Genomic DNA, 14,969 nt, shown 5'->3' with positions numbered 1-14,969 from the left:
TACTCCAGATTGTTGTATACATGATGTATGCGAAAAAGTTCGGGGACTGCGGCGTCCGGCCGCGAGAAGGCGTACGCGTACTTGCGTGAAAATATCCTGATCGACCCCGAAGTCCAGGGGAAGTTCCTGAACGAGCAGGAACTGGCCGCGGAAATCGGCGTATCGCGTACGCCGGTGCGTGAGGCGCTCCTGCTGCTCGTCTCGGACGGCTTGGTGGAACTGATTCCCCAGCGCGGGGCTTACGTTCCTCCGGTGACCGGCCGGGAAATGTCCGAATTGATGGAACTGCGCGGGATCCTTGAAAGCCACGCCGCCGGGCTGGTCATCGAGCAAGGCCGGGTTCCCGCCCGGACGATGCAGGAAACCCTTGACCAGCAGGCAAAGCTTCCCGAGGAACTGAGCCCGGAAGCGGCCCGTGAGTTTATCCGCCTGGACACCCTGTTCCACCAGCAGCTCATCGACGCGGCCGGCAACGAGCTCATCTCCCGGACGTACAGCAAGCTCCACGTCCGGCAGATTCTGGTAGGCGTCTCCGCGCTGTTCCGTACCGGAGGCCGGCGCGAACAGGTATGCGCCGAACACCAGGACATTCTCGACGCCCTGATGTCCGGCGACGCGGCGAAGGCCCAGAAGGCCATCGACCATCACCTGGCGGTGACCCGGGACATCCTGCTGCGCACCTGAGGAATCTTCTGTCCGCCCAGCGCAGCTTGTCAGGATTTTCGAAGGCATGACGTGAGCGTCAGCGCGTTTCCGCGACGGCGGACCGTTGGCTTGCCGCGGAACCTTCCAGCAGCAGGCGATAGTCCTCGTCCTCCACGGTGTTGGAGTCCCGGCCGAGCGCCAACCCCACGGCGGTCACGACGGCGGCCACGGCCACATAGATGGCAACCGGAATCCAGGTGCCGAACTGGGACAGCAACAGCGTGAACATCAAGGGTGCGATGGCGCCCCCGATCACGCCTGCGAACGTATAGGCCAACGAACTTCCGGTGGACCGAAGTCGCGGAGAGAACTGTTCCACGATGAAGGCTGCCTGCGGTCCGTACATGAAGGAGTGCGCCATGAGGCCCAGGACGATTCCCGCGATCAGCAACGGCTCGCTGTGTCCGCCGAGGATTCCGAAGAAGACGAAAGTCCAGACGGCCCCGACCACCGCCGCGATCCCGTAGACGAGTCGCCGGTTGAAGCGGTCGGAGACGGCCCCGGCCAACGGGATCATGAACAGTTGGAATGCCGAACCGATCAACACGGCAGTGAGGACCTGGCTGCGGTCGTAACCAAGCGTCTGGATCCCGTAGCTCAGGGTGAAGACGGTGAACAGGGCATAGAGCACGTCCGGGCCAACCCTGCACAGGGTGGCAGCGACGAGCGGACGGAGTTCCTTGCTGAAGACTTCGCGGACCGGAGCGTTGGGCTGCTCACCGTGCGCCTCGATGGCCTTGAAGATCGGGGTATCTTCAAGCTTCAACCGGATCCAAAGACCGAAGCCCACCAACACGGCCGAAACCAGGAAAGCGATGCGCCAGCCGAAGCTGATGAACTGCGCTTCGCTGAGGGTGACGGTCAGGACGGCCAAGATGCCGTTGGCCAGAAGGTTGCCGGCCGGCGGTCCGACTTGGGCCGCGGAAGCCCAGAAGCCGCGCCGATGGGGATCGCCGTATTCGCTGGAGAGCAGCACTGCCCCGCCCCATTCGCCGCCGACACCCACGCCTTGGGCGAAGCGCAGCAACACCAGGATGATCGGGGCCGAGATGCCGATGCTGCCGTAGCCAGGCAGCACCCCGATCAGCACAGTGGCGACGCCGATGATCATCAGCGTCGTCACGAGGACCTTCTTGCGGCCGATGCGGTCACCGAGCCGGCCGAAAATGATGCCGCCCACAGGACGGGAGACATAGCCCACCGCGTAGGTCGAGAACGCCAGGATGGTCCCGGTCAAGGGATCCGATGACGGGAAAAAGACGAGGGGGAATACGACGGCGGCCGCGGCGGAGTAGACGGCAAAGTCGTACCACTCGAGCGCGGTGCCGGTGAGGCTTGCCGCAAAGGCCTTGTACAGGCCTTTGGGATGCATCGGCTTTCCGGGACGCGGCGCTGCGCCGGAAGCCGGAACTGGAACATTGGCCATGGGTTTCCTCCACGAGAAGTTTACGGTGACGCCTGCCACACTGGCGTTAAATGTATACATTACGCATACTGGATGTACATTGGCGACTGTTTCCGGTTTCCGATCTGAAAAATTTCTCCAGCAGGACACGCAAAGGATGGACAGAAAATGACGACTCTGAGCTTTGAACTTCCCGATGGCACCACGCGGAATGTCCAGGTCAAGCACCTCCTGAACGCCGGCTACGCAGGGCGCGAGCAGGAAGAAGTGCAGGCCCACATCGCCGAGCTGGCCGAACTTGGCGTTCCCGGCCCCACAACCACGCCAGCGCTGTACCCGGTGTCGCCTTATCTGGCCCAGCAGGTTTCGGAAGTCCGCGTCCAGCACGGCCGGACCTCGGGCGAAGCGGAATGGGCGCTCGTGATCACCGATGGGGACGTCCTCCTGACCGTGGCGTGCGACCACACGGACCGTGAGCTCGAGGTCCACGGCGTGGCGTGGAGCAAGAACGCGAGCCCGGACGTCTTGGGACGCAAAGCATGGCGCCTGGATGATGTTCGCGACCATTTGGACAAGATCACGCTCAAGGGCTGGGTGGGCGACGGCGAAACTCCGGACACCCTGATCCAGGACAGTTCGCTGGAGGCCCTCCTCAGCCCGGACTACTGGCTGGCGGTGCTCGCAGAACGCGGCCTGAACCAGCCGGGCACCGTCCTCATTTCAGGCACAGTGGCAATGAAACAGGGGGTCGACCAGTTTGCCCGCAGCTGGAGAGTGGAAATGACCGATCCGGTGACCGGCACGTCGGTGGACGCCCAGTATGTCGTGGAGAAGATGGCAGAGCCCATCGGCTGAGGCCGCCTCCGCCGCCGTTCGCCCGACCGCGGTCCATTGTGGGCGCCCGGGACCGGGCATACTCTGGGAGAGGCACAAGCGGTTGGCACTACTACCGCGTTGAGAGGGCGCTGCATGGACGCCAATTCCATCACCGACACCTTCCACCGGCCCCTGCGGGACCTGCGGATTTCCGTCACGGACCGGTGCAATTTCCGGTGCGTCTACTGCATGCCCAAGGAGATCTTCGGGCGGGATTTCGTTTTCATGCCCCGGGACCAGCTGCTGACGTTTGAGGAAATCACCAGGCTGGCGTCGATCGCGGTGGGACACGGTGTGCGGAAGATCCGGCTGACCGGCGGTGAACCCCTGTTGCGGAAGGACATCGAGGAACTGGTCCGGATGCTGGCCCGCTTGCGCACTCCCGACGGGCTGGCACCGGACCTGGCGATGACCACGAACGGCTCGGTCCTGGCGCAGAAGGCGCAAGCCCTCAAGGATGCGGGGCTCAACCGGGTGACGGTCTCGCTGGACTCCCTCCGGGAGGAGACCTTCCAGGCCATGAACGACGTCGGCTATCCCGTGGCGAAGGTCCTGCATGCCGCAGACGTTGCCCAGGCCGCGGGGCTCGGGCCCGTGAAGATCAACATGGTGGTCAAGCGGGGGACGAACGATCAGGACATTCTTCCCATGGCTCGCCACTTCAAAGGGTCCGGGTTCATTCTGCGGTTCATCGAGTACATGGACGTGGGTGCGTCCAACGGCTGGAAAATGGATGAGGTGGTGCCCTCAGCCGAGATCCTGGCCCGCATCGGCGCGGTGCTTCCGCTGGAGCGCGTGGCGCCGAACTACCCCGGCGAGACCTCGGATCGCTGGCGCTACGCGGACGGCAGCGGCGAAATCGGGGTCATTTCCAGCGTGACCCAAGCCTTCTGCCGCGGCTGCACGCGGGCCCGGCTCTCCGCCGACGGGAAGCTGTTCACGTGCCTCTTTGCCACGGCGGGCACGGACTTGAGGGCACTCCTGAGAGGCGGGGCGTCCGACGTCGAGCTTTCGACGGCGTTGTCCGCCTTGTGGGGCGGCCGCGCGGACCGCTACTCGGAACTGCGCAGTTCGCACACGCCTCAAGACCCCGCAGCGGCACACAAGATCGAGATGTCGTACATCGGCGGGTAGCCCACCAGACCGGAGCTCTGCCGGTGACCCTATGCTGGTGCCATGACGCAGACGTCGATCAGCTCCGCCACAGCGCTGGCCGAAATGCTGGCCGCCACCGGCTACCTCGCCGACGATGGCCTGGCCACCATTGGCTACCTCGCCCTGAGCATGGAACGGCCGCTGCTTCTGGAGGGCGAACCGGGCACGGGCAAGACCTCCCTCGCGGAGGCCCTGGCGGAAGGGTTCGGGCTGCCGCTGATCCGATTGCAGTGCTATGAGGGAATCGATGCCTCGCAGGCGTTGTATGACTGGGACTTCACCGCCCAGATCCTGCATCTGCGCAGTGTGGAGGCCAGCGGCGGAGCGGGAATGGACGCGCGGCTGAGCGTGGCCGAACTGGAAAGTTCGCTTTACGACAAACGGTTCCTGCTGGCGCGTCCCATCCTCAAAGCGCTGCAGCAAAGCCCGGCGGTGCTGCTGATCGACGAAATCGACCGGGCCGACGACGAGTTCGAGGCGTTCCTGCTGGAGGTGCTCTCCACTTATCAGGTCTCCATCCCAGAGTTCGGCACGGTCAAAGCTGAAACCCCGCCGATCGTGGTGCTCACCTCCAACCGGACGCGCGATCTGCACGATGCGCTCAAACGCCGGTGCCTCTACCACTGGATCGACCACCCCGGGCTGGCTCGCGAAGTGGAGATTGTGCGCACCCGGCTCCCCCAAGTGCCCGCGCTCCTGGCCGAGCAGGTGGTGCGCGCGGTCCAGCAGATCCGGGTCACCGACGACGTACTGAAGCCTCCCGGCGTCGCCGAGACCTTGGACTGGGCCCGCGCGCTGCACCAGCTCGGCCGGGCCGAGCTTGACCTGGCTTCGGCTGCGGCCAGCATCGGCGCGCTGTGCAAGTACCGCGAGGACACCGAGCGCGTTTCGGCTGCCCTGGCCCGGATGCTCGGCTGAGCCCATGCCAACGGCAGGACAAAGCCCCGAACACAGCGCCGAAGAGATCCTCCTTGCCTTCGCTGCAGCCGTGCGTGCGGCCGGCGTGAAAGTGACCGCGGACCGCTCGCTCAGCTTCGTCGACGCCGTCGGCAGGCTCAAGTTGGACCGCCGTTCGGACGTGTTCTGGGCCGGCCGCGCGACGCTATGCGCCTCGCCGGAGGACTTGCCCGCCTACCAGCGGACGTTTGAGGCCTGGTTTGCCGTGGAACACTCCGCCGCCCAACGCCTGGAAAACTCCGCGACGTCCGTGGGCGCTGCCACTTTGGATGACGACGACGGCGGCCCGGAAGGTAGGAGGGAACAGTTGCGGGCACTCGCCAGCCGCCGGGAGTTGCTTCGGCACCGCGATGTGGCCGTATTGGACGACGAGGAACGGGCCTTGCTGCACCGGATGTTCGAGGAGCTGCCGGTGCGCCTGCCCACCCGGCAGACCCGGCGCGAGCACCTCGACCGGCACGGCGACGTGGACCGGGTGCGGACCCTGCGCGACCAGCTGCGCCGCGGCGGGGAACCGGGGCCGCTGCGCCGCGCCCGGGCTCCCCGCAAAAACCGCCGTGTGGTCTGGCTGATCGACGTTTCGGGCTCCATGGCACCGTACGCGGACAGCCTGCTTCGCTTGGCCCACCGGGTAGTGGAAGCCGCCCCGCGCCAAGTGGAGGTGTTCACGCTGGGCACTCGCCTGACCCGCGTGACTGCCGCACTGAGGGTGCCGGACCCGGACAATGCCTTGGCCCTCGCCGGCCGCACAGTCCCCGACTGGTCCGGCGGTACCCGGCTCGGAGAAGTGCTGCGGGCGTTCAACGACCGGTGGGGGCAGCGCGTGATGGTGCGCGGCGCCGTCGTCGTGATTGCCAGCGACGGCTGGGAGCGCGGCGACCCCGCACTGCTGGGACGCCAAGCCGAGCGGCTGCACCACCTGGCGAGGCGGATCATTTGGTCCAATCCGCACCGCGGCAAGGCGGGGTACGAGCCGCTGCAGCGGGGAATCAGGGCGGTGCTGCCGCACGTTGACTTCTTTATAGGGGGGCACTCAATGCAGAGTTTCGAGGAGTTGTTGGACGTGGTTGCCAATGCGTGAGGTCTTGGACGATCTGGTCGCCGCCATGGCGGCTGGCCACACAGTAGGACTCGGAACGGTGGTGCGCACCTTCCGCTCCGCACCGCGGCCGGCCGGTGCCGCCATGATGGTCGACGCCGACGGCAGTGCGGTGGGCTCGGTGTCCGGCGGGTGCGTCGAAGGAGCGCTTTACGCACTGGCCAGCAAGGTGGTCGAGTCCGGCAAGCCGGTGCTGCAGCGCTACGGCATCAGTGACGACGCCGCGTTCGAGGTCGGCCTCACCTGCGGCGGGATCCTGGACATTTTTGTGGAGCCGGTCTCCACTGAGAACTTCCCGGAACTGGCCCAGGTAGCGGACGACGTCGGTGCGGGCCGGCCGGTTGCCATCGTCACCGTGATCGAACACCCCGATCCGGCGTGGCTGGGCCGCCACCTGGTGGTCCGCCCGGAGGGGTTCGTGGGTTCCCTCGGCAGCGAGCGTGCCGACCATGCGGTATCCGATGACGTCCAGGGCCTGCTGGCCGCGGGCCGCAACGCCACGCTCATGTACGGACCGGACGGGCAGCGGCGCGGCGAGGGCATGCGCGTGTTCGCCCTCAGTTTCGCCCCGCAGCCGCGGATGCTGGTGTTCGGCGCGATCGACTTCGCCGCCGCCGTCGCCAAGCAAGGCACCTTCCTGGGCTACCGGGTCACGGTCTGCGACGCACGCGCGGTTTTCGCGACGGCTGCCCGGTTCCCGCAGGCGGACGAGGTGGTGGTGGAATGGCCGCACCGCTACCTGCAGGCGCAGATCGCTGCCGGCCAAGTGGACGAGCGCACCGTGATCTGTGTGCTCACACATGATCCGAAATTCGACGTGCCGCTCCTTGAGTTGGCACTGCGCCACAACGTGGCCTACGTGGGCGCGATGGGATCCCGGCGCACGCACCACGACCGATTGGAACGGCTGCGCGAAGCCGGCCTGAGCGAGGCCGAATTGGCCAGGCTCTCCAGCCCGATCGGCCTGGACCTGGGATCCCGCACCCCGGAGGAAACGGCCGTCTCCATCGCCGCCGAAATCATTGCCTTGCACTGGGGTGGCGGCGGCGGAAGATTGAGCACCATGGAGGCTCGGATCCACCACGAACCCACGGTTGAAGCGGACCACGAGGATGCGGGGTACGAACTCAAGCCGGGCTAGGGCGCTCGCCCCTTCCGAGGAGTAACCTGTGTCACATCAGGACTGGATGCCGGGCAGTCGTGCCCGTCGTCCAACGCGACAGGAGATCCCAATGGCGAGTTCCAAGACGATCACCGTCGAAGTCGATGATGTGAGCTACACAGACGATGTCGAGCCACGATTGCTGCTGGTCCAGTACCTGCGCGAACGGCTTGGCAAGACCGGCACATTGATCGGCTGCGACACTACCAACTGCGGCGCCTGCACCGTCCATCTGAACGGAGTCAGCGTCAAATCCTGCACCATGTTCGCGGTTCAGGCAGACGGCCACAGCGTCACCACCATCGAAGGCCTGGCCCGGGACGGCAAGCTCGCCCCTCTGCAGCAAGCCTTCCACCAATGCCATGCACTGCAATGCGGCTTCTGCACGCCCGGCATGATCATGCAATCGGCATCCCTCCTCACCGAAAATCCGCACCCCACCGAACAGGAAATCCGGGACGGCCTCGAGGGGAACCTTTGCCGGTGCACCGGGTACCAGAACATTGTTGCCGCGGTACAGGCAGCCGCTGACGGTACGGTTTCCGCGGACAGCGACGAATCAGAAACGGCAGGTGTGGCATGACCATCGCCGAAATCGGCAGGCCCCGCCTCCGCAAAGAAGACGCGCACCTCATCACGGGGCGCTCCAGGTACACGGACAACATGACGTTGCCCGGCATGCTCCATTTGGCCATGGTCCGCAGTCCGTTCGCCCACGCCAGGATCACCTCGATCGACACCTCAGCCGCGAAGTCCTCACCCGGCGTCGTCGCCGTGTTCACCGGAGCCGATCTGGCCGCGGAACAGGGCAGCCTGCCCAACGTCTGGCCCGTCACCGCCGACCAGAAGGCGCCCGCGTTCCCGTCGATCGCCGTCGACGAGGTGGCCTTTGCCGGCGAGGTAGTTGCCTGCATCGTTGCCCGCAGCGCCGCAGCGGCGCGGGACGCCGTCGAACTCGTGGACGTCAGCTACGACCAACTTCCGGTGGTCCTGGATCTGGAGGAAGCATTCACCGACAAGGTGCTGGCCCACTCCAACTTGGACTCCAATCTCTCGGCGACCTGGGTGTTTGACTCGGGCGAAGCCGGCACCGGCAAGCCGATCGCCGAGGCGTTGGCGAACGCCGAAGTCCTCATCGAACGCACCTTTTACCAGCAACGCCTCATCCCGGCCTTCATGGAACCGCGCTCGATCGTGGTTGACCCGACGAGTGAGCAAATCACCATGTGGTCGTCCACGCAGATACCCCATATCCTGCGGCTGATCCTGGCATTGACGCTCGGGCTCCCGGAAAGCAAGCTCCGCGTGATCGCCCCCGACGTGGGCGGCGGCTTTGGCGGAAAGCTGACGGTGATCCCGGAAGAATTCATCACCCTCATGGCAGCCCGGCGGGTCGGCAAACCCTGCAAATACACCGAAACCCGCAGCGAGTCCCTGCAGTCTGGGCATCACGGCCGGGCCCAAGTGCAGAAGGTGAAGCTCGCGGCGACGAAGGACGGGATTGTCACCGGGCTGGACATCCAGCTGCTGGCGGACATGGGCGCCTACCTCGGCATTATCGGCTCGGGCATCCCGATCCTGGGCGCGTTCATGTACAACGCCATCTACAAATTCCCGGCGTACCGACTGGAATGCAACAACCTCTTCACCAACAAGGCGTGGACGGGCGCTTACCGGGGCGCAGGCCGGCCGGAAGCAACCTTCGCTATCGAGCGCTTGATGGATGAGCTCGCCGTCGAACTGGGCATGGACCCCTTGGAACTGCGCAAAAAGAACTGGATCACCCACGAGGAATTCCCCTTCACCACCGTCACTGGACTCGAATACGACAGCGGCAACTACGAGGCGGCCACGGCGAAGGCGCTGGAGCTCTTCAGCTATGACGAGCTCCGGGCAGAGCAGGCCAGGCGCCGCGAGGCCAACGATCCCGTCCAACTCGGCATCGGCATCTCCACGTTCACCGAAATGTGCGGCCTGGCTCCATCCCGGGTGCTTGGCGCGCTCAGTTACGCGGCCGGCGGCTGGGAGCACGCCCAGGTGCGGGTGCTGCCCACCGGCAACGTCGAGGTAGTCACGGGCACTTCCCCCCACGGCCAGGGTCACGAAACCGCGTGGAGCCAGCTCGTGGCGGACAGGCTCGGCGTGCCGTTCGAAAATGTCGAAGTGCTGCATGGTGATACACAGGTCTCCCAGCGGGGCCTGGACACCTACGGCTCCCGCTCGCTGACCGTCGGTGGTATGGCGGTGCTGGCCGCTGCGGACAAGGTGATCGAGAAGGCCAAGGTCCTGGCAGCGCACATGATGGAGGCCAGCGAGGAGGACATCGAGTTCACGGACGGCAAGTTCAGCGTCAAGGGCACTGATCAGTCCACTGCCTTCGGTGAAGTCGCCTTCGCCGCCTTCTCGGCGCACAACCTGCCGGAAGGGTTTGAGCCCAATCTGGATTCGGATGCCACCTTCGACCCGCAGAGCTTCTCCTTCCCGCACGGCACCCATCTGGCCGGCATCGAAGTGGACACCGAGACCGGGCAGGTCAGCATCCGCAAGTACGTTTGCGTGGACGACGTTGGGGTGGTGGTCAATCCGCTGATTGTGGAGGGCCAGGTCCACGGCGGCCTGGCGCAGGGAATCGCTCAGGCCCTTTATGAGGAGGCCGTGCACGACGACGCCGGGACCCTGGTCACGGGCTCGTTCGTGGACTACCTCGTGCCCGGCGCGCCCGACCTGCCGCACTTCACGACGGCGCGCACGGAGACGCCGTCCACCACTAACCAGTTGGGGGCCAAGGGAGTCGGTGAGGCAGGAACCATCGCCTCGACGCCCGCAATTGTCAACGGCGTGCTGGACGCGATTCGGCACCTTGGCGTGAAGGACATCAAGATGCCATGCACGCCGGCGCGTGTGTGGGCCGCCCTTGAAGAAGCCAAGACCACGGGAGATGTGCAATGATTCCGAGCGCATTCGATTACGCCGCTCCGGCCACGGTGGCGGAGGCGTTGAGCGTGTTGGCCGACGCCGGCGACGACGTGAAGCTGTTGGCCGGGGGTCAAAGCCTGATCCCCGTGATGAAACTGCGCCTTGCCGACCCCGCGATGGTGGTCGATTTGGGCCGGATCGGCGAGTTGTCCGGGGTCCGCGACGACGGCGACGCCCTGCTGATCGGAGCCATGACAACGCACCACCAGATCGCCACGGACCCGCTTATTGCCGAGCACGTGCCGTTGCTGGCCAAGGCAGCGGCGACGGTCGCGGATCCCCAGGTCCGGCACCGCGGCACGTTCGGCGGCGCCCTGGTGCACGCCGACCCGGCAGGCGACATGCCCGCGCCGGTGCTGGCTGCGGACGCGACGTTCATTCTGGCAGGTCCGGAGGGGGAACGCCGGGTGGCAGCGGCGGACTTCTTCCAGGGGTACTTCACCACCGCCGTCGACGACGGCGAGATCCTCACCCATATTCGGGTGCCGAAGTACACCGGCTGGGGTGCGCACTACGAGAAATTCACCAGGGTGGCCCAACAATGGTCCATCGTGGCGGTTGCCGTGATGGTCCGGGTGGAAGGCGGCACGATCGCCGAGGCCAGGATCGGCTTGACCAACATGGCCAGCACGCCGTTGCGGGCGACCGCCGTCGAGCAGGCACTCGTGGGCGCCGCACTGACCCGGGAAGCGATCGCCTCGGCGAGCGCACACGCTGCCGAGGGGACCGATCCCGCGAGCGACCTCAACGGTGACGCGGCCTACCGCCGCCACTTGGCCGAGGTCCTGACCAAGCGGGCCGTTATCGCGGCCGCCGGGCTCTAGCGGAAGGCGGGCGGAGGGAGACGTGGAACTCAAACATCACTTCGTGGTTCCCAGTTCGCTGGAGGACACCTGGCATTCCTTCAACCAACTGGAAGACATCGCGCCCTGTTTCCCTGGGGCGACCCTCACGTCCGTGAGCGGCGAGCAGTTCACCGGAACGGTCAAGGTCAAGCTCGGGCCGATCGCCATGATCTATACCGGCACGGGTGAATTCCTCGAACGCAACCAGGAGACCCACACGGTGGTCATTTCGGCGACGGGCAAGGACAAACGCGGCAACGGCACAGCGGGTGCCACGGTCACGGCAGTGCTGACGCCCGACGGCGACGGCACCGCCGTGGACGTGACCACCGACATGAACGTCACCGGCAAACCGGCCCAATTCGGCCGCGGAGTCATCCAGGACATCTCGGACAAGTTGCTGGAGCAGTTTGTCCAGTGCGTGATCGGGAAGGCGGGCGGCGGGGCTCCGAGCGAAATCGAGCCCGACGCCGGAGCCTCGGCTGCGTCGGCAGGGTCCGGGACGGCTACCGGCGAGGTAGCGCGGCCCGGGGAGCCCGCGGCTGGAGCAGCCGCCGGGCCCGCCGCCGTCGGGCCCGCTGCGGGTTCTGCAGCGCAGGTGGTTGAGCCGCCGGCGGCGCCTGTGCCTGCGGCCGCGGCTGCACCCGCACCTCGGTCCGCGCCGCTCGCGTCGTCGTCGGAATTGGATCTGGGCTCGGCCGTGTGGCCGGTGCTGGTGCGTCGTTTCGGGCCCGTGCTTTGCGCCGCCGCCGTCGTGGTTCTGGTGGCTTGGCTTGTTCGGCGACGGGGAAGGAACTGAACGCCCCACTTAGGCATTGTTGCTGGTGGTTTCCGGCCGCGCGGCGCGCTTGCCGCGCGGCTCCACGTGTCGATATCATCAGGGTGGGTTATGCAGCGGCCCTAGGAACTCTTTCCATGGAGCGACCTCATGACCCGCCCGACTCCCCTCTCTTCCAAGACTCTTTACGTAGCTGCTCCCATGCTTGGAGCCGCGCTGTGAACGCATTACTCACCTCATGCCTGGAAGGCGAACTGGACCCGGTCCAGGGGCTTGCGAAGCTGTCCGTTGCGGAGCTCAACTTTTTGGCCGACGCCCTTTTCAGGCTGCTCGACGTCGGGAAGCCCGAGTTCGGGGTCAAGTCCTGGTACGACGCGGTCCTGGATGAGTTGGCTGCCCGCGGTGAGCGTTCCACGCGCGGCGAGGTTCCTGCGCCCGGTGAGCAGGCCGCCGTCGATGTTTCCTCGGACTAGTCTTCCAATGCCGCGGAGGCAAGAGGGGCGCTAGCGCTGTCTCCTTCTGGTGCTTGCCGGCCTGCCAGTTCGCGCACGACTGTTTTCAGTTCCTGCCGGAACATCGACGTATCGATCGATACCTGGGCAAGAACCTGCCGTTCCGATTCCGCTGCCCGCTCAAGTGCGTCCCTGCCGGCATCGGTCAGCGAAACGACGTGTACCCGGCGGTCCTCGGAACTTCGACGGCGGCTAACGTGCCCGTGTGACTCCAGCCTGCTGAGGGTCTGCCCCATGGTTTGGGCCTGCACACGCACGATCTGGGCGAGCGTGGTCTGGGTGATGGGGCCAGTGGCTGCAAGAACCTCCAGCGCGATGACGCCGGCGTGGGTGAGGCCGATCGCCCTGAGATTCTCGTCCCAAGCGTGTTCCACCAACCGGGCCGCTGTAGACAGCAACCTTCCGGTGGGCCAACGCTCGATGTCCGGCATATGTCCCATTGTAGCGGTGAGGGGATTTTGGGGGGGGTGAGGGGTTAACTAGTCCTGCGAGGGACTCGTGTGAAGACGGACGCAGCGTTCGAATTCGGTAGGCTGAGCCAAAATTGTCTGGGATTGGGGCTACGCATGTTTGGGCTGAGCGGGTGTCGCCCTTGATTCGGCGGGGCGGAGCTATTTGGTGGGGCAGGGCATATTTCGCCATGCAGGCGATTGCCGGTTTCTTGTGGTGGGCCGCGGTTTTCCTGTCGCCGGTGGTGCGCGAGGCGACCCTCGGTAACCTCGACCCGGTTGCGGTTGCTGTCTTCGACATTCCTTTATTCGTCGTGGCGTCGGCCGTGGCGTCTTTTGGCGTAAAGGCTGCCGCGCTGGTGAGTGCCGGCTGGACGGGCGCCGTCGCCGTCGCACTGGCGGTTTACGCCACTGTCACAACCGAAGCGGGCTGGGGCGTACTCGGCATGGGCGCTGCGAGCGCGGGCTCGCTGATCTCGCTCTGCCTAGTCTTGCTGGGACACGTGCCGACCGCGTGGATCATCGGCGGTCCGTTCGCATTCCGTCCCGCAATCCCCCGCGCGACCGCCGCCGCCCACGTGGCCTCAACACTTGGGCAAATTGTCCTGTTCTGGGGGTTCTTCCTGGCGGTGATTCCGTTCGCAGTTGCCTTTCTCGAACAGCGCTGGGCGGTGGTTCTCCCGTTTCCGTCGTTTGCCGCTCCTGTGGGTGTCGCCGTTCTGGTACTAGCCAGCGCCCTCGGTATCTCGGCGGCCGTGGCAATGTCGACGTTGGGCAATGGCACCCCGCTGCCGTCGGCAATGCCCAATCATCTGGTCATCGCAGGTCCGTATCGCTGGATCCGGAATCCAATGGCGGCCGCAGGCATTCTCCAGGGCGCGGCAGTTGGCGTCATCCTGCAGTCATGGCTGGTAGTGGCCTACGCCGTCGTGGGCTCGCTGGTGTGGAATTACGTTGTCAGGCCGCTTGAGGAATCTGACCTGGAAGAACGGTTCGGCGAAGAATTCCGTCAATACCGCGATGCCGTGCGCTGCTGGGTACCGCGGATGTCGGGGGCCTCAAGCTCTCAGAAACGATGAGTGCACACCCATGTCCCTTCGAAGGTTGTCGTTCCTCAGTCTCGCTCGCTCGGGCCGAGAGCTACCGCCCAATATTGTCTCGCAATAACCCTTTTATTGTGAGACAATATTAAAATGGGGATCAGGTGGGCGGACAGCGCAAACAAACATGGAATTGCCCGCGGGGATGCGTTGCATGCAATCTTGAACCAGATCTACCACGTTGAAGAGTTCGATGAGCCGCGTGTGGAATCAGGCGCACGTCCGGATCTGTTTATCGGCCCTTCTCGGGACCGCCGGACGATTCTCGAAGTCATGGCAGTCATTACACCGCCTAACGACATCCTGGTCTTCCACGTGATGGAGGCAAGGCGGAAGATACTCGACATTGCCGAGAGAGGAACAACGGAATGAATGAGAAGAAGGCCAAGGGCGGTCAGGACCTGAGCCCGGAGGAACAGGCCCACTTCCGTGCCCTGGGCGAATGGGCGGAGACCGCCGACATAGGCCCTGACGCCCGCATCACCAAGGCGTCCGGGCAAGGTGCCGGACGCGCCCTGCTGGAAGCAGCCCTGGGCTCGCCCGAGGCAGTAAAAAGAGCCGTCGGCAAACCCTCCCTGAGCAGCAGCGGAACATCCCCGTCCCGGACCATCCGCCTCCCGAAGGACATGGACGCACAACTGGTTGCCCGGTCCGAAATCGAGCACCGCAAGCCGAGCGAAATCCTCAGGGAAGCACTGGCCCAATACCTTGCCAAAGCCTCCTGACAGGCAGACAGCTGATTGACGGGCCCGGTAGTCGTAGATGACAACGCTTCCGATTGGGGGTATGTTTGCCCACTCTTGGCCGCCTATTTCATACTGTTGGTCTCCTTGGTCACTTTTCATGTGCTCCCAGGGATGACGAATTCGTCCAGGAATTCTTCCGTGCAGGAGATCTCACCACCAGTATGGTGGTTGCATAACGCAACCACTGATCTGAGGGGACCTTCA

Annotated in this window: 16 protein-coding genes; 14 read left to right on the top strand and 2 right to left on the bottom strand. The window is 65.1% G+C overall.

Annotated features, from left to right (window positions below):
• Positions 1–27: 27 nt before the first annotated feature.
• A complete protein-coding gene (locus tag QRN51_RS04065; protein ID WP_059388597.1) occupies positions 28–684 on the top strand; it encodes a GntR family transcriptional regulator in 657 nt (218 codons plus the stop codon).
• Between the two features lie 58 nt (positions 685–742).
• Here QRN51_RS04065 and QRN51_RS04060 read toward each other — a convergent pair whose 3' ends face one another.
• Positions 743–2,131, bottom strand: a complete 1,389-nt coding sequence (locus QRN51_RS04060; RefSeq protein ID WP_284988722.1) for an MFS transporter — start codon at positions 2,129–2,131, stop codon at positions 743–745.
• 147 nt (positions 2,132–2,278) lie between these two features.
• Here QRN51_RS04060 and QRN51_RS04055 point away from each other — a divergent pair, with 147 nt between their 5' ends.
• The 10 genes from QRN51_RS04055 to QRN51_RS04010 all read left to right on the top strand — a co-directional run bounded on the left by QRN51_RS04055 (position 2,279) and on the right by QRN51_RS04010 (position 12,431).
• On the top strand, positions 2,279–2,965 hold the full coding sequence (locus QRN51_RS04055) for a DUF2848 domain-containing protein (RefSeq protein ID WP_284988721.1): 687 nt from the start codon (positions 2,279–2,281) through the stop codon (positions 2,963–2,965).
• A gap of 114 nt (positions 2,966–3,079) precedes the next feature.
• Complete coding sequence (moaA, locus tag QRN51_RS04050; protein ID WP_284988720.1) at positions 3,080–4,120, top strand: GTP 3',8-cyclase MoaA; 1,041 nt, start codon at positions 3,080–3,082, stop codon at positions 4,118–4,120.
• A 42-nt stretch (positions 4,121–4,162) separates the two neighbouring features.
• Positions 4,163–5,059, top strand: coding sequence for an AAA family ATPase (locus QRN51_RS04045; RefSeq protein WP_284988719.1), 897 nt, complete (start codon positions 4,163–4,165; stop codon positions 5,057–5,059).
• A gap of 4 nt (positions 5,060–5,063) precedes the next feature.
• Positions 5,064–6,179: a vWA domain-containing protein gene (locus QRN51_RS04040; protein ID WP_284988718.1), complete on the top strand. Its 1,116-nt coding sequence runs from the start codon at positions 5,064–5,066 to the stop codon at positions 6,177–6,179.
• Positions 6,172–7,338: an XdhC family protein gene (locus QRN51_RS04035; protein WP_284988717.1), complete on the top strand. Its 1,167-nt coding sequence runs from the start codon at positions 6,172–6,174 to the stop codon at positions 7,336–7,338. The genes QRN51_RS04040 and QRN51_RS04035 overlap by 8 nt, the downstream gene beginning before the upstream one ends.
• Positions 7,339–7,429: 91 nt before the next feature.
• Positions 7,430–7,942, top strand: coding sequence for a (2Fe-2S)-binding protein (locus QRN51_RS04030; RefSeq protein WP_284988716.1), 513 nt, complete (start codon positions 7,430–7,432; stop codon positions 7,940–7,942).
• On the top strand, positions 7,939–10,308 hold the full coding sequence (locus tag QRN51_RS04025) for a xanthine dehydrogenase family protein molybdopterin-binding subunit (protein WP_284988715.1): 2,370 nt from the start codon (positions 7,939–7,941) through the stop codon (positions 10,306–10,308). The genes QRN51_RS04030 and QRN51_RS04025 overlap by 4 nt, the downstream gene beginning before the upstream one ends.
• Positions 10,305–11,159 (top strand): FAD binding domain-containing protein, encoded by an 855-nt coding sequence (locus QRN51_RS04020; RefSeq protein WP_284988714.1) that lies wholly within the window; start codon positions 10,305–10,307, stop codon positions 11,157–11,159. Before QRN51_RS04025 ends, QRN51_RS04020 begins: the two co-directional genes overlap by 4 nt.
• Before the next feature lie 22 nt (positions 11,160–11,181).
• Complete coding sequence (locus QRN51_RS04015) at positions 11,182–11,979, top strand: SRPBCC family protein (RefSeq protein ID WP_284988713.1); 798 nt, start codon at positions 11,182–11,184, stop codon at positions 11,977–11,979.
• 197 nt (positions 11,980–12,176) lie between these two features.
• Positions 12,177–12,431 (top strand): hypothetical protein, encoded by a 255-nt coding sequence (locus tag QRN51_RS04010; RefSeq protein ID WP_059388591.1) that lies wholly within the window; start codon positions 12,177–12,179, stop codon positions 12,429–12,431.
• On the opposite strand, the gene QRN51_RS04005 is transcribed toward QRN51_RS04010, so the two are convergent.
• Positions 12,428–12,901 (bottom strand): MarR family winged helix-turn-helix transcriptional regulator, encoded by a 474-nt coding sequence (locus QRN51_RS04005; protein ID WP_059388590.1) that lies wholly within the window; start codon positions 12,899–12,901, stop codon positions 12,428–12,430. The genes QRN51_RS04010 and QRN51_RS04005 overlap by 4 nt on opposite strands.
• 209 nt (positions 12,902–13,110) lie before the next feature.
• Here QRN51_RS04005 and QRN51_RS04000 point away from each other — a divergent pair, with 209 nt between their 5' ends.
• From QRN51_RS04000 to QRN51_RS03990, 3 genes are all read left to right on the top strand, one after another.
• Entirely contained in the window at positions 13,111–13,998 is an 888-nt protein-coding gene (locus QRN51_RS04000) for a methyltransferase family protein (protein ID WP_284988811.1), read from the top strand.
• Between the two features lie 183 nt (positions 13,999–14,181).
• Positions 14,182–14,391 (top strand): hypothetical protein, encoded by a 210-nt coding sequence (locus QRN51_RS03995; protein WP_284988712.1) that lies wholly within the window; start codon positions 14,182–14,184, stop codon positions 14,389–14,391.
• Positions 14,388–14,744: a YlcI/YnfO family protein gene (locus QRN51_RS03990; RefSeq protein ID WP_216363181.1), complete on the top strand. Its 357-nt coding sequence runs from the start codon at positions 14,388–14,390 to the stop codon at positions 14,742–14,744. Before QRN51_RS03995 ends, QRN51_RS03990 begins: the two co-directional genes overlap by 4 nt.
• Positions 14,745–14,969 lie beyond the last annotated feature (225 nt).

The sequence above is a fragment of the Arthrobacter sp. efr-133-TYG-120 genome (genome assembly GCF_030209785.1).
Lineage (GTDB): Bacteria > Actinomycetota > Actinomycetes > Actinomycetales > Micrococcaceae > Arthrobacter.
The sequence above is the reverse complement of the archived record's forward strand: the minus strand, read 5'-3'. Positions and strand labels throughout refer to the sequence as shown.

Bases quoted from the DNA above. Each gene is read 5' to 3' on its own strand.
- QRN51_RS03990 (WP_216363181.1), top strand. From the start codon at position 14,388: ATGAATGAGAAGAAGGCCAAGGGCGGTCAGGACCTGAGCCCGGAGGAA.
- QRN51_RS04000 (WP_284988811.1), top strand. From the start codon at position 13,111: ATGCAGGCGATTGCCGGTTTCTTGTGGTGGGCCGCGGTTTTCCTGTCG.
- QRN51_RS04045 (WP_284988719.1), top strand. From the start codon at position 4,163: ATGACGCAGACGTCGATCAGCTCCGCCACAGCGCTGGCCGAAATGCTG.
- QRN51_RS04065 (WP_059388597.1), top strand. From the start codon at position 28: ATGCGAAAAAGTTCGGGGACTGCGGCGTCCGGCCGCGAGAAGGCGTAC.
- QRN51_RS04020 (WP_284988714.1), top strand. From the start codon at position 10,305: ATGATTCCGAGCGCATTCGATTACGCCGCTCCGGCCACGGTGGCGGAG.
- QRN51_RS04025 (WP_284988715.1), top strand. From the start codon at position 7,939: ATGACCATCGCCGAAATCGGCAGGCCCCGCCTCCGCAAAGAAGACGCG.
- QRN51_RS04055 (WP_284988721.1), top strand. From the start codon at position 2,279: ATGACGACTCTGAGCTTTGAACTTCCCGATGGCACCACGCGGAATGTC.
- QRN51_RS04005 (WP_059388590.1), bottom strand. From the start codon at position 12,901: ATGCCGGACATCGAGCGTTGGCCCACCGGAAGGTTGCTGTCTACAGCG.
- QRN51_RS04035 (WP_284988717.1), top strand. From the start codon at position 6,172: ATGCGTGAGGTCTTGGACGATCTGGTCGCCGCCATGGCGGCTGGCCAC.
- QRN51_RS04030 (WP_284988716.1), top strand. From the start codon at position 7,430: ATGGCGAGTTCCAAGACGATCACCGTCGAAGTCGATGATGTGAGCTAC.
- QRN51_RS04060 (WP_284988722.1), bottom strand. From the start codon at position 2,131: ATGGCCAATGTTCCAGTTCCGGCTTCCGGCGCAGCGCCGCGTCCCGGA.
- moaA (WP_284988720.1), top strand. From the start codon at position 3,080: ATGGACGCCAATTCCATCACCGACACCTTCCACCGGCCCCTGCGGGAC.
- QRN51_RS04040 (WP_284988718.1), top strand. From the start codon at position 5,064: ATGCCAACGGCAGGACAAAGCCCCGAACACAGCGCCGAAGAGATCCTC.